The 21,905-nt window shown below is 62.1% G+C and carries 20 protein-coding genes; 10 read left to right on the forward strand and 10 right to left on the reverse strand.

Annotation, left to right across the window (positions count from 1 at the left end; genetic code table 11):
• Both HGO40_RS26900 and HGO40_RS26905 read right to left on the reverse strand, forming a co-directional pair.
• Positions 1–684, reverse strand: a 684-nt coding sequence (locus tag HGO40_RS26900; RefSeq protein WP_250965507.1) for a TPM domain-containing protein, incomplete at its 3' end; no start/stop codon positions are given.
• A 40-nt stretch (positions 685–724) separates the two neighbouring features.
• On the reverse strand, positions 725–1,333 hold the full coding sequence (locus HGO40_RS26905) for a LemA family protein (protein WP_250965508.1): 609 nt from the start codon (positions 1,331–1,333) through the stop codon (positions 725–727).
• A gap of 250 nt (positions 1,334–1,583) precedes the next feature.
• Here HGO40_RS26905 and bglX point away from each other — a divergent pair, with 250 nt between their 5' ends.
• Positions 1,584–3,875 (forward strand): beta-glucosidase BglX, encoded by a 2,292-nt coding sequence (gene bglX, locus HGO40_RS26910; RefSeq protein ID WP_250965509.1) that lies wholly within the window; start codon positions 1,584–1,586, stop codon positions 3,873–3,875.
• Positions 3,876–4,008: 133 nt separating this feature from the next.
• Here the strand turns inward: bglX and HGO40_RS26915 are convergent, their stop codons facing one another.
• From HGO40_RS26915 to HGO40_RS26935, 5 genes are all read right to left on the reverse strand, one after another.
• Entirely contained in the window at positions 4,009–5,166 is a 1,158-nt protein-coding gene (locus HGO40_RS26915; RefSeq protein WP_250965510.1) for a phospholipase D-like domain-containing protein, read from the reverse strand.
• A gap of 1 nt (position 5,167) precedes the next feature.
• Positions 5,168–5,758, reverse strand: a complete 591-nt coding sequence (locus HGO40_RS26920) for a YceI family protein (protein WP_250965511.1) — start codon at positions 5,756–5,758, stop codon at positions 5,168–5,170.
• Positions 5,759–6,034: 276 nt separating this feature from the next.
• The gene (locus HGO40_RS26925; protein ID WP_250965512.1) at positions 6,035–6,346 is read right to left on the reverse strand and encodes an amidase; all 312 of its coding nucleotides are present in this window, start codon (positions 6,344–6,346) and stop codon (positions 6,035–6,037) included.
• Entirely contained in the window at positions 6,343–7,437 is a 1,095-nt protein-coding gene (locus HGO40_RS26930) for a serine hydrolase domain-containing protein (protein WP_250965513.1), read from the reverse strand. Before HGO40_RS26930 ends, HGO40_RS26925 begins: the two co-directional genes overlap by 4 nt.
• Positions 7,438–7,621: 184 nt before the next feature.
• Positions 7,622–8,494: an acyl-CoA dehydrogenase family protein gene (locus tag HGO40_RS26935; RefSeq protein ID WP_250965514.1), complete on the reverse strand. Its 873-nt coding sequence runs from the start codon at positions 8,492–8,494 to the stop codon at positions 7,622–7,624.
• 146 nt (positions 8,495–8,640) lie between these two features.
• Here HGO40_RS26935 and olsB point away from each other — a divergent pair, with 146 nt between their 5' ends.
• Complete coding sequence (olsB, locus tag HGO40_RS26940; protein WP_250965515.1) at positions 8,641–9,396, forward strand: L-ornithine N(alpha)-acyltransferase; 756 nt, start codon at positions 8,641–8,643, stop codon at positions 9,394–9,396.
• The gene (locus HGO40_RS26945) at positions 9,396–10,190 is read left to right on the forward strand and encodes a lysophospholipid acyltransferase family protein (protein ID WP_186704499.1); all 795 of its coding nucleotides are present in this window, start codon (positions 9,396–9,398) and stop codon (positions 10,188–10,190) included. The genes olsB and HGO40_RS26945 overlap by 1 nt, the downstream gene beginning before the upstream one ends.
• Before the next feature lie 114 nt (positions 10,191–10,304).
• Here HGO40_RS26945 and HGO40_RS26950 read toward each other — a convergent pair whose 3' ends face one another.
• Positions 10,305–10,889: an acyl carrier protein phosphodiesterase gene (locus tag HGO40_RS26950; protein WP_250965516.1), complete on the reverse strand. Its 585-nt coding sequence runs from the start codon at positions 10,887–10,889 to the stop codon at positions 10,305–10,307.
• A gap of 156 nt (positions 10,890–11,045) precedes the next feature.
• On the opposite strand from HGO40_RS26950, the gene HGO40_RS26955 reads away from it, so the two are divergent.
• The 4 genes from HGO40_RS26955 to HGO40_RS26970 all read left to right on the forward strand — a co-directional run bounded on the left by HGO40_RS26955 (position 11,046) and on the right by HGO40_RS26970 (position 14,406).
• Positions 11,046–11,348 carry an ArsR/SmtB family transcription factor gene (locus tag HGO40_RS26955; RefSeq protein WP_053182660.1) on the forward strand — a complete coding sequence of 101 codons (303 nt, stop codon included), beginning with the start codon at positions 11,046–11,048 and terminating at the stop codon, positions 11,346–11,348.
• A gap of 17 nt (positions 11,349–11,365) precedes the next feature.
• Positions 11,366–12,532, forward strand: coding sequence for an MFS transporter (locus HGO40_RS26960; protein ID WP_250965517.1), 1,167 nt, complete (start codon positions 11,366–11,368; stop codon positions 12,530–12,532).
• A 34-nt stretch (positions 12,533–12,566) separates the two neighbouring features.
• Positions 12,567–13,616: an alkene reductase gene (locus HGO40_RS26965; protein WP_250965518.1), complete on the forward strand. Its 1,050-nt coding sequence runs from the start codon at positions 12,567–12,569 to the stop codon at positions 13,614–13,616.
• A gap of 163 nt (positions 13,617–13,779) precedes the next feature.
• Positions 13,780–14,406 (forward strand): hypothetical protein, encoded by a 627-nt coding sequence (locus tag HGO40_RS26970; protein ID WP_250965519.1) that lies wholly within the window; start codon positions 13,780–13,782, stop codon positions 14,404–14,406.
• 371 nt (positions 14,407–14,777) lie between these two features.
• Here the strand turns inward: HGO40_RS26970 and HGO40_RS26975 are convergent, their stop codons facing one another.
• Entirely contained in the window at positions 14,778–15,410 is a 633-nt protein-coding gene (locus tag HGO40_RS26975; protein WP_186704494.1) for a TetR family transcriptional regulator, read from the reverse strand.
• A 267-nt stretch (positions 15,411–15,677) separates the two neighbouring features.
• Here HGO40_RS26975 and HGO40_RS26980 point away from each other — a divergent pair, with 267 nt between their 5' ends.
• The 3 genes from HGO40_RS26980 to adeC are packed head-to-tail and all read left to right on the forward strand — an operon-like array spanning position 15,678 to position 21,457.
• Complete coding sequence (locus HGO40_RS26980) at positions 15,678–16,835, forward strand: efflux RND transporter periplasmic adaptor subunit (RefSeq protein WP_207967129.1); 1,158 nt, start codon at positions 15,678–15,680, stop codon at positions 16,833–16,835.
• Positions 16,836–16,838: 3 nt separating this feature from the next.
• Positions 16,839–20,003, forward strand: coding sequence for an efflux RND transporter permease subunit EmhB (emhB, locus tag HGO40_RS26985; RefSeq protein WP_250965520.1), 3,165 nt, complete (start codon positions 16,839–16,841; stop codon positions 20,001–20,003).
• Positions 20,000–21,457, forward strand: a complete 1,458-nt coding sequence (adeC, locus tag HGO40_RS26990) for an AdeC/AdeK/OprM family multidrug efflux complex outer membrane factor (RefSeq protein WP_250965521.1) — start codon at positions 20,000–20,002, stop codon at positions 21,455–21,457. Before emhB ends, adeC begins: the two co-directional genes overlap by 4 nt.
• Before the next feature lie 217 nt (positions 21,458–21,674).
• Here adeC and HGO40_RS26995 read toward each other — a convergent pair.
• Positions 21,675–21,905: hypothetical protein (locus HGO40_RS26995; protein WP_250965522.1), on the reverse strand; the 231-nt coding region annotated here is incomplete at its 5' end.

The following is a 21,905-nucleotide window of genomic DNA, read 5'->3' on the forward strand; positions in this document are numbered from 1 at the left end:
GCCTCCGCCGCCGAAGCCTCCGCCACCGTAACCGCCCGAGCCGCTGGAGCCACCGCGTCCGGTCGGCAGGATACCGAGCATCTGGCAGACCAATATCGTCAAAATAAACAGTATCACCAGGAAGATGAACAGCCCCGGGTGACGCTCGACAAAATCGCCCTGCTGCCCATCCGTATTGTAAGCAGTCGCCGGCTCGTCCAGCGGGTTGCCGCCCAGCACCACCAGCATCGCCGCGACGCCGTCGCTGATGCCTTTGTTGAAGTTGCCCGTCTTGAAGGCCGGCGTGATCACCTGATGGATGATCACCGAACTCTGGGCGTCGGTCAGGCGATCCTCCAGGCCATAACCCACTTCGATGCGCAGTTTACGGTCATCCCGGGCGACGATCAGCAGCGCGCCGTTGTTTTTATCCTTCTGCCCGATGCCCCAATGGCGCCCCAGTCGATAGCCGAAGTCCTCGATGCTGCTGCCCTGCAAGTCCGCCAGGGTCACGACGACCACCTGTTCGCCGGTCGCCTGTTCATGGGCCTTGAGCTGCATGTCCAGTTGCGCGCGCACCGAAGGGTCGAGCATCTGGGCGGCATCCACCACTCGCCCGGTCAGTTCCGGAAACTTCAATTCGGCCTGGGCCGTGAATGTAAAGACCCAGAGCAACAGCACCAGGCCGAATTTCAACACTCGCATTGGAACTCCTGTGTGGGAGCGAGCTTGCTCCCACACTGCTTCAGAACTTCACTTCAGGGGCTTTTTCAGCATTGGGGCTGGTGGCCTCGAAGGTTTCGCGGATCGGCAGGTCGCTGTACATCACGCTGTGCCACAGGCGCCCCGGGAACGTGCGGATCTCGGTGTTGTACTTCTGCACCGCCAGGATGAAGTCGCGGCGGGCCACGGCGATGCGGTTCTCGGTGCCTTCGAGCTGCGATTGCAACGCCAGGAAATTCTGGTTGGCCTTGAGGTCCGGATAACGCTCGACCACCACCATCAGCCGGCTCAATGCGCCGCTCAGTTGGTCCTGGGCCTGCTGGAACTGCTTGAGTTTTTCCGGGTTGTCCAAGGTGCTGGCGTCCACCTGGATCGACGTGGCCTTGGCCCGCGCCTCGATCACTGCGGTCAGGGTGTCCTGCTCGTGCCGGGCGTAGCCCTTGACGGTTTCCACCAGGTTGGGAATCAGGTCGGCGCGGCGCTGGTACTGGTTCTGCACCTGGCCCCAGGCAGCCTTGGCCTGTTCGTCCAGGGTCGGGATGTTGTTGATGCCGCAACCGGCCAACAACGTGGTGAGCAGCATCAGCGCCAGCATCGGCAGGCTGCGAAGGTGATTCAGTCGAGGATTCATCGGATATGGCGCTCCCTTGCATGACATAGGAAAACCCGGCCACCTATCCCGCCGACGTCTGGGGCATAATCTGCCGTCGCGCTGGATTGAAACGGGCCGATGGGCTAAAAGATGCGCAGTGCGAAACTAAGTTCAGCCCAATGGGTTCGAAAGTCTGCTGCATTTAATTGAACAACAATAGCCGCTCCTCACATTTCGGCTGACCGGCGTGTCCTGATCACCGCCCTTTAGGCTTGCGAGAAAATTATTCATGAAGAAGCTGTGTTTGCTGGGCCTGTTTGTCAGTCTGGCCAGTTACTCCGTATTAGCCGACAACCTGCCCGCCCCCATAGAGAACAAGGATGCGTTCATCAGTAACCTGATGAAGCAGATGACCCTCGAAGAGAAGATCGGCCAATTGCGCCTGATCAGCATCGGCCCGGAAATGCCCCGGGAGATGATTCGCAAGGAAATCGCCGCCGGCAATATCGGCGGTACGTTCAACTCCATCACCCGCGATGAGAACCGTCCGATGCAGGACGCGGCCATGCGCAGCCGGTTGAAGATCCCGATGTTCTTCGCCTATGACGTGATCCACGGCCACCGCACGATTTTCCCGATCCCCCTGGCCCTGGCTTCAAGCTGGGACATGGACGCCATCTACCACTCCGGCCGCATCGCAGCCAAGGAGGCGGCGGCCGACAGCATCGACATCACTTTCGCGCCCATGGTCGATATTTCCCGCGACCCGCGCTGGGGCCGGACTTCAGAAGGCTTCGGCGAAGACACTTATCTTGTGTCGCGCATTGCCGGGGTGATGGTCAAGGCGTTCCAGGGCAGCGGGGCCAACGCGGCCGACAGCATCATGGCCAGCGTCAAGCACTTCGCCCTGTATGGCGCCGTGGAAGGCGGTCGGGACTACAACACCGTGGACATGAGTCCGCTGAAAATGTACCAGGACTACCTGCCGCCCTACCGCGCCGCCATCGACGCCGGCGCCGGCGGTGTGATGGTCGCGCTGAACTCCATCAACGGCGTGCCGGCCACGGCCAACACCTGGCTGATGAACGACCTGTTGCGCAAGGAATGGGGCTTCAAGGGCCTGGCGGTCAGTGACCACGGCGCCATCTTCGAACTGATCAAGCACGGCGTCGCCAAGGACGGTCGCGAAGCGGCGAAGCTGGCGATCAAGGCCGGCATCGACATGAGCATGAACGACTCGCTCTACGGCAAGGAATTGCCAGGGCTGCTCAAAGCTGGCGAGATCGAGCAGAGCGACATCGATAATGCGGTGCGCGAAGTGCTCGCGGCCAAGTACGACATGGGCCTGTTCAAGGACCCGTACCTGCGCATCGGCAAGGCCGAGGATGACCCCGCCGACGTCTACGCCGACACCCGCATGCACCGCGCCGATGCCCGCGATGTGGCGCGCCGCAGCCTGGTCCTGCTGGAAAACCGCAACCAGACCCTGCCCCTGAAGAAAACCGCCAAGATCGCCCTGGTCGGTCCCTTGGCCAAGGCACCCATCGACATGATGGGCAGTTGGGCTGCCGCCGGGCGCCCGGCGCTGGCGGGCACCCTGTTCGACGGCATGGCCCGCGCGCTGGGCGGTGAGTCGAAGCTGATCTACGCCCGTGGCGCCAACATCACCGGCGACAAGAAGGTCCTCGACTACCTGAACTTCCTCAACTTCGACGCCCCGGAAGTGGTGGATGACCCGCGCCCGGCCCAAGTGCTGAGCGACGAAGCGGTGAAGGCCGCGCAGTCCGCCGATGTGGTGGTGGCCGCCGTGGGTGAGTCCCGTGGCATGTCCCATGAATCGTCGAGCCGTACCGAACTGAACATCCCCGCCAGCCAACGCGAGCTGATCAAGGCCCTGAAGGCCACCGGCAAGCCCCTGGTGCTGGTGCTGATGAACGGCCGTCCGCTGTCGTTGCTGGAAGAAAAGCAGCAGGCCGATGCGATCCTGGAAACCTGGTTCAGCGGCACCGAAGGCGGCAACGCCATCGCGGACGTGCTGTTCGGCGACTACAACCCGTCTGGCAAGCTGCCGATCACCTTCCCACGCTCGGTAGGGCAGATTCCGACCTACTACAACCACCTGAGCATCGGCCGGCCGTTCACGCCGGGCAAGCCGGGCAACTACACCTCGCAGTATTTCGACGACACCACCGGCCCGCTCTACCCGTTCGGCTACGGCCTGAGCTACACCGAGTTCAGCCTGTCGGACATGGCGCTGTCGTCCACCACGCTGAACAAGACCGGCAAGCTCGATGCCAGCGTGACGCTGGAAAACACCGGCAAGCGTGACGGCGAGACCGTGGTGCAGCTGTACATCCAGGACGTGACCGGTTCGATCATCCGCCCTGTGAAGGAGCTGAAGAACTTCCGCAAGGTGATGCTCAAGGCCGGCGAGAAGAAAGTCATCCACTTCACCATCACCGAAGACGACCTGAAGTTCTTCAATGCCCAGCTCAAGTACGCCGCGGAGCCAGGCAAGTTCAACGTGCAGATCGGCCTGGATTCCCAGGATGTGAAACAGCAGAGTTTTGAGTTGCTCTGACCTCCAGAACAACTCAATCCTCCCTGTGGGAGCGAGCTTGCTCGCGATAGCGGAGTATCAGTCGATATCGATGTGACTGATCCAACGCCATCGCGAGCAAGCTCGCTCCCACAGTTGTATCTGGGTGTTCGGACTAGCCCCGCCGATCCAGCAGATTCACCACCAACCGATCCACCCACCCCCACAGGCGCTGCTTGAACCGCTTCCACAACGGTCGGCGCTGCCAGGCGTCGAGGCTGACTTGCAGGCTCTGGGCGAAATCCCGTTCGAAGCTGGCCGCCACGGCACTGCTGAGCTTGGAGTCCAAGGCTTCGAGGTTGGCTTCCAGGTTGAAACGCAGGTTCCAGTGATCGAAATTGCAGGAGCCGATGCTGACCCAATCATCCACCAGCACCATCTTCAAGTGCAGGAAACACGGCTGGTACTCGTAGATCTGCACACCCGCCCTGAGCAGTCGCGGATAGTAACGGTGCCCGGCGTAGCGCACGGACGGGTGATCGGTGCGTGGGCCGGTCAGTAGCAGGCGCACGTCGATGCCGCGGGCGGCGGCCTTGCGCAAGGAGCGGCGCACATTCCAGGTCGGCAGGAAGTACGGCGTTGCCATCCAGATGCGATTCTGGCCGCTGTTCAATGCCCGGGACAGCGATTGCAGGATGTCGCGATGCTGACGGGCGTCGGCATACGCCACCCGGCCCATGCCCTCGCCCACCGGCGGCACGCGAGGCAGGCGCGGCAAGCCGAAGTTGGACGCCGGTTTCCAGGCACGCCGATGACGGTTGGCGAGCCACTGGCGATCGAACAGCAGTTGCCAGTCGAGCACCAGGGGGCCGACGATTTCCACCATCACTTCATGCCACTCACTGCGGTCGTCGAGGGGGTTCCAGAATTCATCGGTCACCCCGGTGCCGCCGACCACGGCCAGGCGTTGGTCCACCAACAACAGCTTGCGATGATCCCGATACAGATTGCGCACCCAGCGCCGCCAGCTCAGGCGGTTGTAGAAACGCAACTCCACCCCGGCCTCGGTCAGGCGCTTGCGCAGGGCCAGGGTAAACGCCAGGCTGCCGTAGTCATCGAACAGGCAGCGCACGCGAACGCCACGCTCGGCGGCCTGGACCAGTGCCTGGACCATTGCTTCGGCGCAGGCCCCCGCCTCCACCAGGTACAGTTCCAGCTCGACCTGTTCCCGGGCACGGGCGATTTCCACCAGCATGCGCGGAAAGAATTCCGGGCCGTCGACCAACAGCTCGAAGCGATTGCCTTCACGCCAGGGAAACACCGGGCCGCTCATGTCAGCGCGCCGTGAAAATCAGCACCGCATTCACCGGCACCGACAAGCTGATGGCCGATAACCCGGCCAGGTTGCGCAGCTTTTCCAGGCCCGGCGCCAAATCGAAATCCGCCGCGTTGAGCACCACCGGCTCCAAGGTCACCACTTGGAAGCGACGCTCATCCAGGCGCGTCGCGAGCAACTCAACGGGATATTCATGCTGCTTGCCATGCAGGTTCACCGTCAGCGGCAGGCGCAATTCCAGCTGTGCGCCGTTGGCCAGGTCCTGGATCGGCATCAGGTCGATCTTGGCGGTGACCGTGGCCTCGGCGAACTGCTTGATCTCGAACAGCTCGGCGCGCATGCGCTCGTCCCGCAGGGGGATACCGCTGTTGATGGATTCGAGTTCCACTTCCAGGCGCGCCAAGCCGTCGGGCTGGACTTGGCCGTGCAGCACCAGGAACCGCTGGACTTCGGAAATGTTGCCGTTTTTGCTGCTGATAAACGACAGCCGCGACGACTCGCCGTCCAGGTACCAGTCGGCCTGGGCCGGCAGCGCTGCGCAGGCCAGCAGCACGCTGGCGACCACGCGTGGGAAGAACCGCTTGAACATATGCACTCGGAGGGTAGATAAACCTGTGGCGAACCTTAACCGGGCCGAGGGCGCTTGCAAACTGTCTGTTTCAGAACATCCCTGCTGCGCACATAACCCTTGCTCCCACTGGGATCTGTAGGAGCTGGCGAAGCCTGCGATCTTTTGATCTTTCGCTTGAGATTCAAGTGCCCTTGGAAGGATCGCAGCCTCGCTGCACTCGTCAGCTCCTACACAGCTCCTACGGCCCAGCGGGAGCAAGCTCCCTCGCCACAAAAGCCATCATCGAATCAACTTTCAGGGTTCCAACCGACACCCCTGCCGCTCCCCCATCCACCGCGCACTGTTGCTGCGCCCCAACCCGCTGACGGTGACGCGCTTGGCTGCAACGGTCTCGAGAAAATCACTGGTGGGCACCGACTGCTTCACATAACCCCGGCAATACTCGGCCGGTTGCTGCATCACATAGCGACACGAGCAATATTCCTTGGCGGTGTAGGCGCTAATGATGTCGGGAAAGGCCCGCAACGCCACCCGCTCCAGCCACATCCAACTGAACAGGGCGATGAGCACCGCCGACAGCAGGGTCAGCAACACGTTGCGCCTCATGGCTGCACCGTCCCGGCGAACGCCGCCATGGCCCGCTTGAGCAGTTCGTTATGGCGATAGCGGCCGTCGCGGTCGTCGCCGTAGCGCACGATCACCAGTTTGGCGCTGGGAATGACGTACAGCGCCTGGCCCCAATGACCCAGGGCGGCAAAAGTGTCCGGCGGCGCGTCGGGCCAGGGGTGGATCGCCGGATCGGCGGCGCGATTGAGCCACCAGTGCCCGCCCGGCACGGCTTCATCCTGGCCGGCCTGGAAGTGCACGAACGGTTCACGGCTGAACGTGACCCAAGCCTTGGGAATCAGCTGCCGTTCGCCCCAGCGGCCGTCCCGCTGCATCAACAAGCCGACACGTGCCAGGTCCCGCGCCGTCAGGTAGGCGTAGGATGACCCCACGAACGTGCCGCTGGCGTCGGTTTCCCAGGTGGCATTGTGGATGCCCAGGGGTTCGAACAGGGCCGTCCAAGGGTAATCGGGATAACGTGCCGGGCCGACGATACTTTTCAGGGCCGCCGCCAACAGGTTGCTGTCACCACTGGAATAACGGAACGCCTGCCCCGGCGGACTGAAGCGTTCATGCTGCGCGGTAAACGCCGCCATGTCATGACGCCCGCGGGTGTAGAGCATCGCCACCACCGATGACTTCAGCGGCGCGTATTCGTAGTCTTCCTGCCAGTCCAGGCCGGACGCCCAATGGAAAAGATTGGCCAGGGTCAGGCCCGGATGTCGGTTCAGCGGCGGGTAGTACTTGGCGGCCGGATCGTCCAGGGCACAGCGCTGTTCACCGTAGGCCACGCCAAACACCGCCGCCAACAGGCTTTTGCTGATGGACCAGGTCAGGTGCGGGGTCTGGGCGGTAGTTGATCCGGCGTAGCGTTCATAGACCAGCCGACCGTCCTGGATCACCAGCAGCGCATCGGTGCGGATGCCCTCGCGGCTCACATCGTCCCGGGGCGGGAAGGCGTATTGCGCCAAGGCTTCGATGGCCGGCCCGCTCGGCGTCGGGCCGCTTGGCCATTGCTCGCCGGGCCAGTCTTCGGCGTGGACGCTCAGGTTGAGCAACAACAGCGGGATCAGGAACCAGCCTTTGGACATGCTTGGGGCTCGCAGGGTTGAACCTTCAGAGCCTATTCAGACTTGATGACAGTTTCGAGTGTTGTGCAGTCCCCTGTGGGAGCGAGCTTGCTCGCGATAGCAGAGTGTCAGCTAAGCATATGGCGACTGACAGACAGCTATCGCGAGCAAGCTCGCTCCCACAGGTGGTTAGTGGTTTGAAGGGCTATCCCAACGCCTTGGCCAACCGCTTGGCCCGCGCCCCCGCCGCAATGTCCATCACGCCTTTATCCCGTGTCCACAGCTCGCGCCACGTCGCAGGTCCGCCGGCCAGGGCAGCGTTGAGTTCACCGTCGAGCCCATGGAACTGGGCGAACAACCCGCCCAGCAGCACATGCCCGGCAGCATTCGAAGGGTTATGCCGGCTCACCTCCGCACAGCCGGCGAGCAACGCCAGCAGGCGCAGTTGCAACGCCTGGGGCCAGGCGCACTCCTGCCCGACGCCATGCAACCAGGCCGTCATCGCGCTGAGCACATAAAGGTCTTCCAGGGTGCGGAACGGTTTGACGTAGGCGTCCCAACCGTCGCCCGCCAGTAACTCGCACAACGCGCCGTCGAGCAGCACGCGGCCATGGCTGATGTCGGGCATCAGGCTTATGGCGGGCAGTTTCTCCAAGGTCACGCCGGGCTCGCCCGCGTAGGCCACCGCCAGGTTCAGCCGTGGCGTTTCACCGGGCGCTTCGCAGCGGGCAGCAATCAACAGCCATTCGGCGGCGTCGCCAGCGGTGACGAAATCCTTGCGTCCGCTCAGGCGCAAATCGTCGAGACGGGTGTGCATGTCCGCCGGCCGCACGCTGCGCTGCTCAGTGGCACACAGAGCGCCGAGGCTCTGCGGCGCACTGGGCCAAAGCACCCGCAGTGCCGCCTGGTAGCCCACCAGGAACGCCAGCCCCGGCGTGGCCATCGACCGAGCCCCAAGCACGGCCAGCTCGAACGGCGTCACCGGCCCCAGGCGTTGCAGCAACGCGGCATAACCTTCGGCCAGGTCCGGATGGGCGGGCAAGCGCTCGCCGTGTTCGATCAGGGTTTGCCAGGGCATTGGGCGGACTCCTTGAGGGCTGTCATATAAGCATCACCAAAGCTTCATGGCGATGACACCGGGGCTACATAGCCTGACTTTGCACAACATGGCTGCATAAAGAAAGTCGACAGGCTGCAACTGAACAGCCCGCACGGAGATTCGCTATGACTCAGATCGCCCGCATCAGCGACACCGGCAATGAACGCCGCCTGCAAGCCGAACGCCTGGTCGGCGCCCACGCCTTGCAAGAAGCCCAGGCCCTGCGCTTCAACGTCTTCAGTGGCGAGTTCAACGCCAAGCTCAAAGGCGCGGAAATGGGTCTGGACATGGATGACTATGATGTTCACTGCGCCCACATCGGCGTACGCGACCTGAACACCGGCCGCCTCGTGGCGACCACCCGCCTGCTCGACCACCAGGCCGCCAGCAGCCTGGGCCGGTTCTACAGCGAAGAAGAATTCAGCCTCCACGGCCTGGTCCACCTCAAGGGCCCGATCCTGGAAATCGGCCGTACCTGCGTCGACCCGGCCTACCGCAACGGTGGCACCATCGCGGTGCTCTGGGGCGAGCTGGCCGAAGTCCTGAACGAAGGCGGCTACAGCTACCTGATGGGCTGCGCGAGCATTCCGATGCAGGATGGCGGCATCCAGGCCCAGGCGATCATGCAGCGCCTGCGCGAACGCTACCTGTGCACCGAACACCTGCAAGCCGTGCCGAAAAAACCACTGCCGACCCTGGACGTGCCGTCCAACGTCATTGCCGAGATGCCACCGCTGCTCAAGGCCTACATGCGCCTGGGCGCGAAGATCTGCGGCGAGCCGTGCTGGGACGAGGATTTCCAGGTGGCCGAGGTGTTCATCCTGCTCAAGCGCGACGAGCTCTGCCCGCGCTACGCCCGTCACTTCAAGGCAGCGGTGTGATGAGTCGGTTGCGGGTGTACGCGCGTATCGCGCGAGTCTTGCTGGTGGTGACGCTGGGGCTGAGCATGGCCAGCGTGTTCGGTTTGTTCGAACGCCTGGGGATCGCCAACTCCATGGTGCGTCGCCAGCGCTGGTCGCGGTTCTTCATGGCCCGGCTGAGCCATGCCCTGCCCTTTGCCGTCACCGTCCATGGTCAACTGCCGCAACGCCCGATGCTCTGGGTCAGCAACCATGTGTCCTGGACCGACATCCCGCTGCTGGGCATGCTCACGCCGCTGTCGTTCCTGTCCAAGGCCGAAGTGCGCACCTGGCCGGTCGCCGGCTGGCTGGCCGCCAAGGCCGGCAGCCTGTTTATCCGTCGCGGCTCGGGTGACAGCCAGCTGATCCGCAAACAGATGAGCCGCCACTTGGAACAGGCCCATCCGTTGTTGATGTTCCCGGAAGGCACCACCACCGACGGCCGTTCCCTGCGCACCTTCCACGGTCGCTTGTTGTCGGCGGCGATCGATGCCGATGTTGCCTTGCAACCGGTGGCGATTCGTTATCTGCGCAACGGCGAGCCGGATTCCTTGGCGCCGTTCATTGGCGATGATGATTTGCTGTCGCACCTGATGCGCCTGTTCGCCAATGATCGGGGCGAGGTGCACATCCACCTGCTGGAACCGATTGCCTGCCATGGCCAGGAACGCGCGGCCCTGGCCTTCCAGGCGCAGCAGGCGGTGCACAAGGCGTTGTTCGGCGCGATTCCCGAGAAACAGCAAGTGCCGGTGCGACCTGCGGCAATTGCGGCCTGACCCGATCTCTGCGGAGCATCCCCTGTGGGATGCGAGCTTGCTCGCGATAGCGGCTTAACATTCAGCCGATGTGCTGGCTGGTACACCGCTATCGCGAACAAGCTCGCTCCCACATTAGTTTTGTGGCGTCGTCTGGTTCAACGCAAAATCCTGAAGCTGCGGATAGAACAACCGAAAGTCTTCGCTCAACGGCTCATAGAGCCTGATCAACTCCGGCATCGCCCCGGCCAGTTCCTCGGGACGGGACAGGCGGCGAGAAATACCGCGCAGTACTTGCCCCAACACCTCGAATTCCTGATAAGACCCCAGCCAGTCATCCGCCGCCATGTGCGGGGCGATGTGCGCCAGGCGTCCTGGCAACTGCGGTTCGGTGCCGAGCACCTGGTAAACCCGGGACGTGAAATCCAGCAGCGGCTCCTCGCCGTACAACGGCCAGTCCCGGGCCAGGCAATGATCGAAAAACACGTCGAGCACGATCCCGGCATAGCGCCGTCGCACCGTGGAAAAGCGCGACAGGGCGATGTCCACCAGCGGATGACGGTCGGTATACATGTCGATGCGCCGATGCAGGGCAATCGCCGCCTCGATCCGCGGGTCGTAGAGCCCTTGCAGCGGTCCCTTGACGAAGTCGCCGTAGAGGCTGCCGAGCAGTTGTTCCCGGCCAGGGCCGCCGAGGTGCAGGTGCGCGAGATAGTTCATGGCCCGCAGCTTAGCACTCCCGCGCCCATATCGTTATAACCCGATATAGCGATTTGTTCGGCGCTCAGATCAAATCCATATTGGTATATCGCAAAGTAACGATTTAAGGTTCGCTCCATCGCGATATAGCGTTTTACTCACCCCGAGCCTGCCACCATGACCCTCGACCTCGACGAAATAATAAAAGCCCTGGCGCACCCAGTACGGCGAGACATCCTCAACTGGCTCAAAGACCCCAAGGTCCAGTTCCCTGACCAGTTGCACAACCATGAGTTCGGCATTTGCGCCGGGCAGATCGACCAGCGTTGCGGCCTGTCGCAATCCACGGTGTCTGCGCACTTGGCGGTGTTGCAACGGGCGGGGCTGATCACCAGCCAGAAGGTCGGTCAATGGCACTTCTTCAAACGCAACGAGGACGTGATCCAGCAGTTCCTCAAGCAAATGAGCCAAGAGCTCTGACCTGACAAGGACCCATCATGCCCCTTTCACTCCTGATCCTGGCCCTGAGCGCCTTCGCCATCGGCACCACCGAGTTTGTCATCATGGGCCTGTTGCCCGACGTGGCGGCCGACTTGGGCGTGTCGATTCCCGGCGCCGGCTGGCTGGTGACCGGCTACGCCCTGGGCGTGGCCATCGGTGCGCCGTTCATGGCCCTGGCCACCGCCCGGCTGCCGCGCAAGGCCGCCCTGGTGGCGTTGATGGGGATTTTCATCGTCGGCAACCTGCTCTGCGCCATCGCCAGCGACTACAACGTGCTGATGTTCGCCCGGGTCGTCACGGCCCTGTGCCACGGTGCGTTCTTCGGTATCGGCTCGGTGGTGGCCGCCGGCCTGGTGGCGCCCAACAAGCGCGCCTCGGCCGTGGCCTTGATGTTTACCGGCCTGACCCTGGCCAATGTGCTCGGCGTGCCGCTGGGCACCGCACTGGGCCAGGAAGCCGGCTGGCGTTCGACCTTCTGGGCAGTGACGGTTATCGGCGTGGTGGCACTGATCGGCCTGGTCCGCTTCCTGCCGGCCAAGCGCGATGAAGAAAAACTCGACATGCGCTCGGAGCTGGTGGCGCTCAAAGGCGCCGGTCTGTGGCTGTCCCTGAGCATGACCGCGCTGTTCTCCGCCTCGGTGTGCACCCTCTTCACCTACGTCGCTCCGCTGTTGGGTGAAGTGACCGGCGTATCGCCCCGTGGCGTGACCTGGACCCTGGTGCTGATCGGCCTCGGGTTGACCCTGGGCAACATCATCGGCGGCAAGCTGGCGGACAAGAGCCTGGCAAACACCTTGATGGGCGTCTTCATCACCATGGCCGTGGTGTCCACCGTGCTGAGCTGGACCAGCGTGGCGCTGATCCCCACTGAAATCACCCTGTTTCTCTGGGCCACCGCCTGCTTCGCCGCCGTGCCGGCCCTGCAAGTCAACGTGGTGACCTTCGGCAAGGATGCGCCCAACCTGGTCTCCACCCTGAACATCGGCGCCTTCAACGTCGGCAATGCCCTGGGCGCCTGGGTCGGCGGCAGCGTCATCGACCAAGGCCTGGGCCTGACTGCCGTGCCCCTGGCCGCCGGCGCGCTGGCCGCGCTGGCGCTGCTGGGCACCCTGATCACTTTCCGCCAGGGCGGCAATGCCGACCTGGCCCCGGCAACTCGTTGACTGTTTACCCTTCCACTTTCGAGGTTGTATTTTCATGGCGACTATTTTCGACCCCATCAAACTCGGCGACATCGAGCTGAAGAACCGCATCATCATGGCCCCGCTCACCCGTTGCCGCGCCGATGCAGGCCGCGTGCCCAATGCGCTGATGGCCGAGTACTACGTGCAACGCGCCTCCGCTGGCCTGATCCTCAGCGAAGCGACCTCCGTCACGCCGATGGGCGTGGGCTACCCGGACACCCCGGGAATCTGGTCCAACGACCAGGTACGCGGCTGGTCCAACGTCACCAAGGCGATCCACGGCGCTGGCGGCAAGATCTTCCTGCAACTGTGGCACGTCGGCCGGATCTCCCATCCGTCGTACCTGAACGGCGAAACCCCGGTGGCGCCCAGCGCGATCCAGCCCAAGGGCCACGTCAGCCTGGTCCGTCCGCTGGCCGACTACCCAACGCCGCGCGCACTGGAAACCGCTGAAATCGCCGACATCGTCGACGCCTACCGCGTCGGTGCCGAGAATGCCAAGGCCGCGGGTTTCGACGGCGTGGAGATCCACGGCGCCAACGGCTATCTGCTCGCCCAGTTCCTGCAAAGCAGCACCACCCAGCGCACCGACAACTACGGCGGCGCCCGGGAACACCGTGCCCGCCTGCTGCTGGAAGTGACCGACGCCGCCATCGAAGTCTGGGGCGCCGGCCGGGTTGGCGTGCACCTGGCGCCACGCGCCGACTCCCATGACATGGGTGACGAGAACCGCCTGGAAACCTTCAGCTACGTGGCGCGCGAACTGGGCAAGCGTGGCATCGCCTTCATCTGCTCCCGTGAGAAGGAGGGCGAAGACAGCATCGGCCCACAACTCAAACAGGCTTTCGGCGGCCCGTACATCGCCAACGAACGCTTTACCAAAGAGAGCGCCAATGCCTGGCTGGCAGAAGGCAAGGCTGACGCCGTGGCCTTCGGCGTGCCATTCATTGCCAACCCGGACCTGCCGGCACGCCTGCAAGCCGATGCGCCGCTGAACGAAGCGCATCCGGAGACCTTCTATGGCAAAGGGCCGGTGGGTTATATCGATTATCCAGTGATGTAAATCGTAAAAAACAAAAGCCCTGCCTCGAAAGAGCCAGGGCTTTTTTATGCGCGCTAAATATCCCGTCAAACATCCAAACTTCTAAAGTCCCTTCAACCCTTCTTATTATCGCCAGCCACAAGACAAAGCGTCTTGCAATCACTCTCTTTGAAAAGGATTTCAAATGAACGCCACCCCTGAAAACAGCCCACAGGCTGACAAAAGTATTTATGAAGTCTTCGCCGCTCAATTCAACTGGGCACCGTTGGCCGTGTTGTCCCAGTACCTCAGATCGCTCGATACGCAAGAGTACAAGCCGATGCTCACGGCGCTGATGGAGAAAGCGAGCCAGAATGACAAGATCAATAAGCAGATCCAGGCCTGGGAACAGGAACGCGTCGACCCGAACCGCACTCGTCTCGTCGTTAAGTTGATCAATCATACCGACCTGGACTTTGAAGTCAGTGAACACAATCTGCATTCGAATGCGGACAGGCAGAACTTTTCAGCGATTCTTCCTTGGGATATCCAAGCGTTGAAATTCGATCTTGCTTATAGCCGACGCCTGGGCAGTCGCAGTAAGGACATGTTCAAACACTTCATTGTGTTCGGCGATGAAGAATTTGGCTTTCGGTTTGACTTCGGTTTGCGCGTCAATACGTCCTTCGGTGTCATTTCACCAACGCTGACACCCGTCCGGATCCACCAAGTAACTTCCATTGGAATGAGCCCGATCCAATGCACGACTCGAATCACTCGCACAGCCAATGAAGAACCTTATGGTTTTACCGTGGAACTCACGGTGAGCTGAAAAATGCAGCCTTGCCGGTAATGCTGTTCACTTAAGGCTTATCTGTGGCGAGGGAGCTTGCTACCGCTTGAGTGCGAAGCGCTCACAAAATGGGGCCGCTACGCAGCCCAGCGGGAGCAAGCTCCCTCGCCACTGGTTCATCATTTGTCTTAAGGGAACAGAATTACCGTCTCGCCAAGGCAATCTGGCGGAGTATCTACTGACCTGTTCGGACAGCCTTGCCGAGCGAATTATTCCTACACGTTTACCAGCGCGAAACAAATTTCCTACAAAATTCGCCGCCAATTGCCTACCAACCGCGCCAACGTCGGTTTATAAAAGCACCCTTACGCGCTGTATTGACACAAACCGACGCAATTACGCATTTTGTTTCATTTGCGCAGGCTGGGGCTCAGGTGCAGCATGTCCAGCCCGATCTCCACCCAACGCTCGGCCTCACCCGCCAGGGCGAAGCTGTCGGGGGCCAGCAGCCACTGGTACAGAATGCCATCGATGTAGGCATGAATGGCGACTGCCGCCCTTTCCGGGTCCAGATCATCCGGTAACTGGCCGCGTTTCATCGCATTGCGCAACGACAGGGCGATGCGCACATTGCAGTCGAGGCTGACCTCGCGTCGCTGCTGGCGCAAATCGCACATTTCATCGGTGAATTCACACTTATGGAACAGGATCTCATTAATGCGTCGGGTTTTCGGGTCCAGGGCCACTTGCTGGAACAACCGGACCAGCAGCTTGCGAATACAGCCCAGCGGGTCAAGCTCCTCTTCACTCTCACTGGCACGGGCCAACTCGTCGAGCGGCTCGTGCAGGGTATCGAGCATCGCCTGGAGCAAATCCGCCTTGTTGCTGAAATGCCAATAGATAGCCCCGCGCGTCACCCCGGCCAGTGTCGCGATGTCCGCCAGGGTTGTACGCGCCACGCCACGCTCGAAAAAGGCCTTTTCGGCGGCTTCGAGGATCTGGCTGCGAGTCTCCTGGGCTTCCTCTTTGGTACGACGGACCATGGCAGTAAACACCTCAATCAGGATGCGGTCAGCAATGCGTAAGAATCAGCTGAACAAATATGAGGCGACGTCCCTTGGAGCGCGTCGCCGATCTACGCTGGCCTTTGTCAGGCTTTTGTAAATCCGGATATTACGCAATTTGGCTGTTTACAAACAACCGTGTACGTAAGTATATTTCTTAGCATCCTACTAATTGAATTACTGCTGCTTTTTTACCTTTCCACCTTTCGAGTGCGCCCCGTTGCGCGCCTGGACCCGAGGATTTCCATGCAATTCAAGCCAGCTGTTACTGCTCTGGTTACCGCCATCGCCCTGGCATCGCTGCTCAGCGGATGCAAAAAGGAAGAGGCTGCACCTGCTGCTCCCCCTCCTCAGGTCGGCGTCGTAACCCTCAAGACCCAGCCCTTCACCTTGACCTCGGAACTGCCGGGCCGCACCAGCGCGTTCCGCGTCGCGGAAGTACGGCCACAGGTCAACGGGATCATTCTCAAGCGCTTGTTCAAGGAAGGCGCCGACGTCAAGGCCGGCCAGCAGCTGTATCAGATCGATCCGGCTGTCTATGAAGCGACTCTCAAGAGCGCCGAGGCCAACCTGCGTTCCACCAAGTCGATTGCCGACCGCTACAAGCAATTGGTGGACGAACAGGCGGTGAGCCGCCAGGAATACGACACCGCCGTGGCCAATCGCCTGGAGTCGGAAGCCAACCTGCAGACTGCCCAGATCAACGTGCGCTACACCAAGGTCTATGCGCCGATTTCCGGTCGCATCGGTCGTTCCTCGGTGACCGAGGGTGCGCTGGTCAGTAACGGCCAGACCGATGCCCTGGCGACCATCCAGCAACTGGACCCGATCTACGTCGACGTGACGCAGAGCTCGGTCGAGCTGCTGCAACTGCGCCGCGAGCTGGAAAGCGGTCGTCTGCAAAAGGCCGGCGAGAACGCCGCCATGGTCAAGCTGACCCTGGAAGACGGCAGCCAGTATCCGCACGAAGGCAAGTTGGAGTTCTCCGAAGTCTCGGTTGACCAGACCACTGGTTCGGTGACCTTGCGCGCCGTGTTCCCCAACCCTGACCACACCCTGCTACCGGGCATGTTCGTCCACGCCCAATTGCAGGCGGGTGTGAACAGCGCGGCGATCCTGGCACCGCAGCAAGGCGTGACCCGCGACCTCAAGGGCATGCCGACCGCCATGGTCGTGGGCGCCGATAACAAAGTCGAACTGCGCCAGCTCAAGGCCAGCCGCACCGTCGGCAGCCAGTGGCTGATCGAAGACGGGCTCAAGGCCGGCGATCGCCTGATCACCGAAGGGTTGCAGTACGTACGGCCGGGGGTGGAAGTCAAAGCCACCGAAGCCACCAACGTCAACACCCAGAACCCGGCCCCCGCTCAGGCAGCTGATAAAGCAGCCGAAGGCAAAGGGGAGTAAACCATGTCGAAATTTTTTATCGACCGTCCGATTTTCGCCTGGGTGATCGCCCTGGTGATCATGCTGGTCGGGGCTCTATCGATCCTCAAGTTGCCGATCAACCAATACCCGAGCATCGCGCCACCGGCCATTGCGATCCAGGTGACCTACCCGGGCGCGTCCGCGCAAACCGTGCAGGACACCGTGGTGCAGGTGATCGAGCAGCAGCTCAACGGTATCGACAACCTGCGTTATGTATCGTCGGAAAGTAACTCCGACGGCAGCATGACCATCACCGCGACCTTCGAACAGGGCACCAGCTCCGATACCGCCCAGGTCCAGGTCCAGAACAAGTTGAACCTGGCCACCCCGCTGTTGCCGCAAGAAGTGCAGCAGCAGGGTATCCGCGTGACCAAGGCGGTGAAGAACTTCCTCATGGTCATCGGCGTGGTGTCGCGTGACGGCAGCATGACCAAGGACGACTTGGCCAACTACATCGTGTCCAACCTGCAAGACCCGATCTCGCGTACTGCGGGTGTCGGTGACTTCCAGGTCTTCGGTGCCCAGTACGCCATGCGGATCTGGCTCGACCCGGCCAAGTTGAACAACTTCAACCTCACCCCGGTGGACGTGAAAAACGCCATTGCCGCGCAAAACGTCCAGGTCTCGTCCGGCCAACTTGGCGGCTTGCCTGCCCTGCCCGGCCAGCAACTGAACGCCACCATCATCGGCAAGACCCGTCTGCAGACCGCCGAGCAGTTCAAGGCGATCCTGCTCAAGGTCAACCCGGACGGCTCGCAAGTGCGCGTCGGCGACGTCGCCGATGTCGGCCTGGGCGGTGAGAACTACAGTGTCAGCGCCCAGTTCAACGGCGCCCCGGCGTCGGGCCTGGCGGTCAAACTGGCCAACGGCGCAAACGCCCTCGACACGGCCAAGGCCCTGCGCAATACCATCGACGGCCTCAAGCCCTTCTTCCCGCAAGGTGTGGAAGTGGTGTTCCCGTACGACACCACGCCGGTGGTGAGCGAGTCGATCAAGGGTGTGGTTGAAACCCTGGTCGAAGCGGTCGCTCTGGTGTTCCTGGTGATGTTCCTGTTCCTGCAGAACTTCCGCGCTACCATCATCACCACGATGACGGTGCCGGTGGTGTTGCTGGGTACGTTCGGCATCCTCGCGGCGGCCGGCTTCAGCATCAACACCCTGACCATGTTCGGCATGGTACTGGCCATCGGCTTGCTGGTGGACGATGCCATCGTCGTGGTGGAAAACGTCGAACGGGTGATGAGTGAAGAAGGCCTGTCACCCAAGGAAGCCACCAAGAAGTCCATGGGCCAGATCCAGGGTGCGTTGGTGGGTATCGCGCTGGTGCTGTCGGCGGTGCTGTTGCCGATGGCGTTCTTCAGCGGTTCGACGGGTGTGATCTACAAACAGTTCTCCATCACCATCGTTTCGGCCATGGCCTTGTCGGTGCTGGTGGCGTTGATCTACACCCCGGCCCTGTGCGCCACCATGCTCAAACCGATCCCCAAGGGTGAGCACGGCACACCGAAACGCGGCTTCTTCGGCTGGTTCAACCGCAATTTCGACCGTGGCGTTCGCAGCTACGAGCGCGGCGTGGGCAATATGCTCAAGCACAAGGCCCCGTACCTGCTGGCCTACGTGCTCATCGTGGTTGGCATGATCTGGCTGTTCACTCGCATCCCGACGGCGTTCCTGCCGGAAGAAGACCAGGGCGTACTATTCGCCCAGGTGCAGACCCCGGCCGGTTCCAGTGCCGAGCGCACCCAGGTGGTGGTGGACAAGATGCGTGAGTTCCTGCTGCGTCCGAGCAAGGATGGCGGCGAAGGCGATGCGGTGGCGTCGGTGTTCACGGTGACCGGCTTCAACTTCGCCGGTCGTGGCCAGAGCTCCGGCATGGCCTTCATCATGCTCAAGCCATGGGAGGAGCGTAACGCCGACAACAGCGTGTTCAAGCTCGCGGCCCGCGCCCAGCAGCACTTCTTCACGTTCCGTGACGCGATGGTGTTCGCCTTCGCCCCGCCGGCGGTGCTGGAACTGGGTAACGCCACCGGTTTCGACGTGTTCCTGCAGGACCGTGCCGGTATCGGCCACGACAAGCTGATGGAGGCCCGCAACCAGTTCCTGGGGATGGCTTCCCAGAGCAAGATCCTCTCCCAGGTGCGTCCGAACGGCCTGAACGACGAGCCGCAATACCAGCTGGAAATCGACGACGAGAAGGCCAGCGCGCTGGGCATCACCCTGTCGGACATCAACAACACCCTGTCGATTGCCTTGGGCAGTAGCTACGTGAACGACTTCATCGACCGTGGTAGGGTGAAGAAAGTGTACGTGCAGGGTCAGCCCGGTGCCCGCATGAGCCCCGAAGACTTGCAGAAGTGGTACGTACGCAACAGCGCCGGGACCATGGTGCCGTTCACGGCGTTCGCCAAGGGCGAGTGGGTCTATGGTTCGCCAAAACTGGCCCGCTACAACGGTGTGGAAGCGATGGAAATCCTCGGTGCTCCTGCCCCGGGCTACTCCACCGGCGAAGCCATGGCCGAAGTCGAAGCCATCGCCAAGAAGTTGCCGGCCGGTGTGGGTATTTCCTGGACGGGCCTGTCCTACGAGGAACGTCTGTCGGGCTCCCAGGCGCCGGCGTTGTATGCCTTGTCGCTGCTGATGGTGTTCCTGTGCCTGGCGGCGCTGTATGAAAGCTGGTCGATTCCGATCGCGGTCATGCTCGTGGTGCCCCTTGGGATCATCGGGGCGCTGATGGCGACCAGCCTGCGCGGCCTGTCCAACGACGTGTACTTCCAGGTGGGCTTGCTGACCACCATCGGCCTGGCGGCGAAAAACGCCATTCTGATCGTGGAGTTCGCCAAGGAACTCCACGAACAGGGCCGAACCCTGGTGGAAGCCGCCATCGAAGCCTGTAGGATGCGTCTGCGGCCGATCATCATGACGTCCCTGGCGTTCGTCCTCGGTGTGGTTCCGCTGGCGATTTCCACGGGGGCCGGTTCGGGCAGCCAGCATGCCATCGGTACGGGTGTGAGCGGCGGTATGCTCACCGCGACCATCCTGGCGATCTTCTGGGTGCCCTTGTTCTTCGTGACCGTGTCGTCGATGGGTCGTCGCAAAAATATCGACCAGGACAACACTCCTGAAACTTCCAAAGAGGCTGGCCAATGAGCAAGTCGCTACTCTCCCTGACCATCGCCGCCGTCGTGCTCAGCGGTTGCTCGCTGATCCCCGACTACCAGCGGCCCGACGCACCGGTTGCGGCGCAATACCCGCAAGGGCCGGCCTACGAGGCCGCCAAGGCGCCCGGCCAGGCCGCCGCCGAGCAAGGCTGGAAGCAGTTTTTCCATGACCCGGCGTTGCAACAGCTGATCCAGGTCGCCCTGGAAAACAACCGCGACCTGCGCGTCGCGGCATTGAATATCGATGCCTACGCCGCGCAGTACCGCATCCAACGCGCGGACCTGTTCCCGGCAGTCTCGGCCACCGGCTCCGGCAGCCGCCAGCGGGTACCGGCACGGGCTTCGCAAACCGGCGAAGCGGCGATCAGCAGTTCCTACTCGGCAACACTGGGGATCAGCGCCTACGAGCTGGACCTGTTCGGTCGGGTTCGCAGCCTGAGCGAGCAAGCGTTGCAAAGCTACTTCGCCACCGAAGAAGCCCGCCGCAGCACCCAGATCAGCCTGGTGGCCAACGTCGCCAATGCCTACCTGACCTGGCAGGCCGACAAGGAACTGCTCAAGCTGACCCAGGAAACCCTCGGCGCCTACGAGCAAAGCTTCAAGCTGACCTCGCGCAGCGCCGAAGTCGGCGTGGCCTCGGCCCTGGACTTGAGCCAGGCGCGCACCGCCGTGGAAAACGCCCGCGTGCAACTGGCCCGCTACACTCGCCAAGTCGCCCAGGATGAGAACAGCCTGACCCTGCTGCTGGGCACCGGCCTGCCGGCCAACCTGAACGCGCAACCGTTGAGCGATGACCTGCTCAGCGAAGTGCCGGCCGGGCTGCCGTCGGACCTGCTGCAACGTCGTCCGGACATTCTCCAGGCCGAACGCAACCTGTTGGCCGCCAACGCCAACATCGGCGCCGCGCGGGCCGCGTTCTTCCCGAGCATCAGCCTGACGGCCAACGCCGGCACCCTGAGCCCGGACCTGTCCGGCCTGTTCAAGGGCGGTTCGGGCACCTGGAGCTTCGCGCCGCAGATCAACCTGCCGATCTTCAATGCCGGCAGCCTGCGAGCAAGCCTGGATTACGCGAAGATTCAGAAAGATATCAACGTCGCGCAGTACGAGAAGTCGATTCAGACCGCGTTCCAGGAAGTCTCCGACGGCCTGGCCGCACGTCAGACCTACAACGAGCAGTTGCAGGCCCAGACCGACTTCGTCGCCGCCAACCAGGACTACTACCGCCTGGCTGAGCGTCGCTACCGCATCGGCGTCGACAGCACCCTGACCTTCCTCGATGCCCAGCGCCAGTTGTTCAGCGCGCAGCAATCGCTGATCACTGACCGTCTTGCGCAACTGACCAGCGAGGTCAATCTGTACAAGGCACTGGGCGGTGGTTGGAATGCCGAGACGGGTAGGAACGAGCCGGTGGCGGAGAAAGCGCCGGAGACGAAGTTGTTCTGATCCGATGCTTAAAAACACGAAGCCCACCGAAAGGTGGGCTTTTTGTTTGTGCACCTTTTAACGCTGGCCTATGTGGGAGCAAGGCTTGCCCGCGATGGCGGCCTGACAGCTGGCCTTGCTCTTGTTGACTGGGTACATATCCATTTTCGCGGTAACGGCGGCTTAGGGTTCCGCCCTGACGGCGGCTCACTTTTGAAGAGCCCGGAAGCCGGCCCAGTCAAAAGTGACCCGCCGTCAGGGCGGAACCATTAGCGGCCGTTACCGCAGGAATGGATATGTACTCCGCCAAGACTGTCAGACCGCCATCGCGAGCAAGCTCGCTCCCACAAGGGATTGCGACCATCCAATCGGCCGTTTTGCCGTTCGATAATCGCCCAAAACCCGCAAACGGCAATTGAACCGATCCCGGGCCGCCCTTCACCATCGCTCGCACAAAACCAATAACAAC

This window comes from Pseudomonas sp. CG7, assembly GCF_023701885.1.
In the GTDB taxonomy this organism is placed as follows: Bacteria; Pseudomonadota; Gammaproteobacteria; order Pseudomonadales; family Pseudomonadaceae; genus Aquipseudomonas; species Aquipseudomonas zanjanensis.

Excerpts from the sequence above, each read along its gene's own strand:
- HGO40_RS26935 (WP_250965514.1), bottom strand. The coding sequence starts at position 8,494 with ATGCCCTGGCAAACCCTGATCGAACACGGCGAGCGCTTGCCCGCCCAT.
- HGO40_RS26975 (WP_186704494.1), bottom strand. The coding sequence starts at position 15,410 with ATGGTCCGTCGTACCAAAGAGGAAGCCCAGGAGACTCGCAGCCAGATC.
- HGO40_RS26930 (WP_250965513.1), bottom strand. The coding sequence starts at position 7,437 with ATGTCCAAAGGCTGGTTCCTGATCCCGCTGTTGTTGCTCAACCTGAGC.
- HGO40_RS26980 (WP_207967129.1), top strand. The coding sequence starts at position 15,678 with ATGCAATTCAAGCCAGCTGTTACTGCTCTGGTTACCGCCATCGCCCTG.
- HGO40_RS26915 (WP_250965510.1), bottom strand. The coding sequence starts at position 5,166 with ATGAGCGGCCCGGTGTTTCCCTGGCGTGAAGGCAATCGCTTCGAGCTG.
- HGO40_RS26960 (WP_250965517.1), top strand. The coding sequence starts at position 11,366 with ATGCCCCTTTCACTCCTGATCCTGGCCCTGAGCGCCTTCGCCATCGGC.
- HGO40_RS26970 (WP_250965519.1), top strand. The coding sequence starts at position 13,780 with ATGAACGCCACCCCTGAAAACAGCCCACAGGCTGACAAAAGTATTTAT.
- HGO40_RS26920 (WP_250965511.1), bottom strand. The coding sequence starts at position 5,758 with ATGTTCAAGCGGTTCTTCCCACGCGTGGTCGCCAGCGTGCTGCTGGCC.
- HGO40_RS26945 (WP_186704499.1), top strand. The coding sequence starts at position 9,396 with ATGAGTCGGTTGCGGGTGTACGCGCGTATCGCGCGAGTCTTGCTGGTG.
- olsB (WP_250965515.1), top strand. The coding sequence starts at position 8,641 with ATGACTCAGATCGCCCGCATCAGCGACACCGGCAATGAACGCCGCCTG.
- HGO40_RS26955 (WP_053182660.1), top strand. The coding sequence starts at position 11,046 with ATGACCCTCGACCTCGACGAAATAATAAAAGCCCTGGCGCACCCAGTA.
- HGO40_RS26965 (WP_250965518.1), top strand. The coding sequence starts at position 12,567 with ATGGCGACTATTTTCGACCCCATCAAACTCGGCGACATCGAGCTGAAG.
- adeC (WP_250965521.1), top strand. The coding sequence starts at position 20,000 with ATGAGCAAGTCGCTACTCTCCCTGACCATCGCCGCCGTCGTGCTCAGC.
- bglX (WP_250965509.1), top strand. The coding sequence starts at position 1,584 with ATGAAGAAGCTGTGTTTGCTGGGCCTGTTTGTCAGTCTGGCCAGTTAC.
- HGO40_RS26950 (WP_250965516.1), bottom strand. The coding sequence starts at position 10,889 with ATGAACTATCTCGCGCACCTGCACCTCGGCGGCCCTGGCCGGGAACAA.
- HGO40_RS26925 (WP_250965512.1), bottom strand. The coding sequence starts at position 6,346 with ATGAGGCGCAACGTGTTGCTGACCCTGCTGTCGGCGGTGCTCATCGCC.
- emhB (WP_250965520.1), top strand. The coding sequence starts at position 16,839 with ATGTCGAAATTTTTTATCGACCGTCCGATTTTCGCCTGGGTGATCGCC.
- HGO40_RS26905 (WP_250965508.1), bottom strand. The coding sequence starts at position 1,333 with ATGAATCCTCGACTGAATCACCTTCGCAGCCTGCCGATGCTGGCGCTG.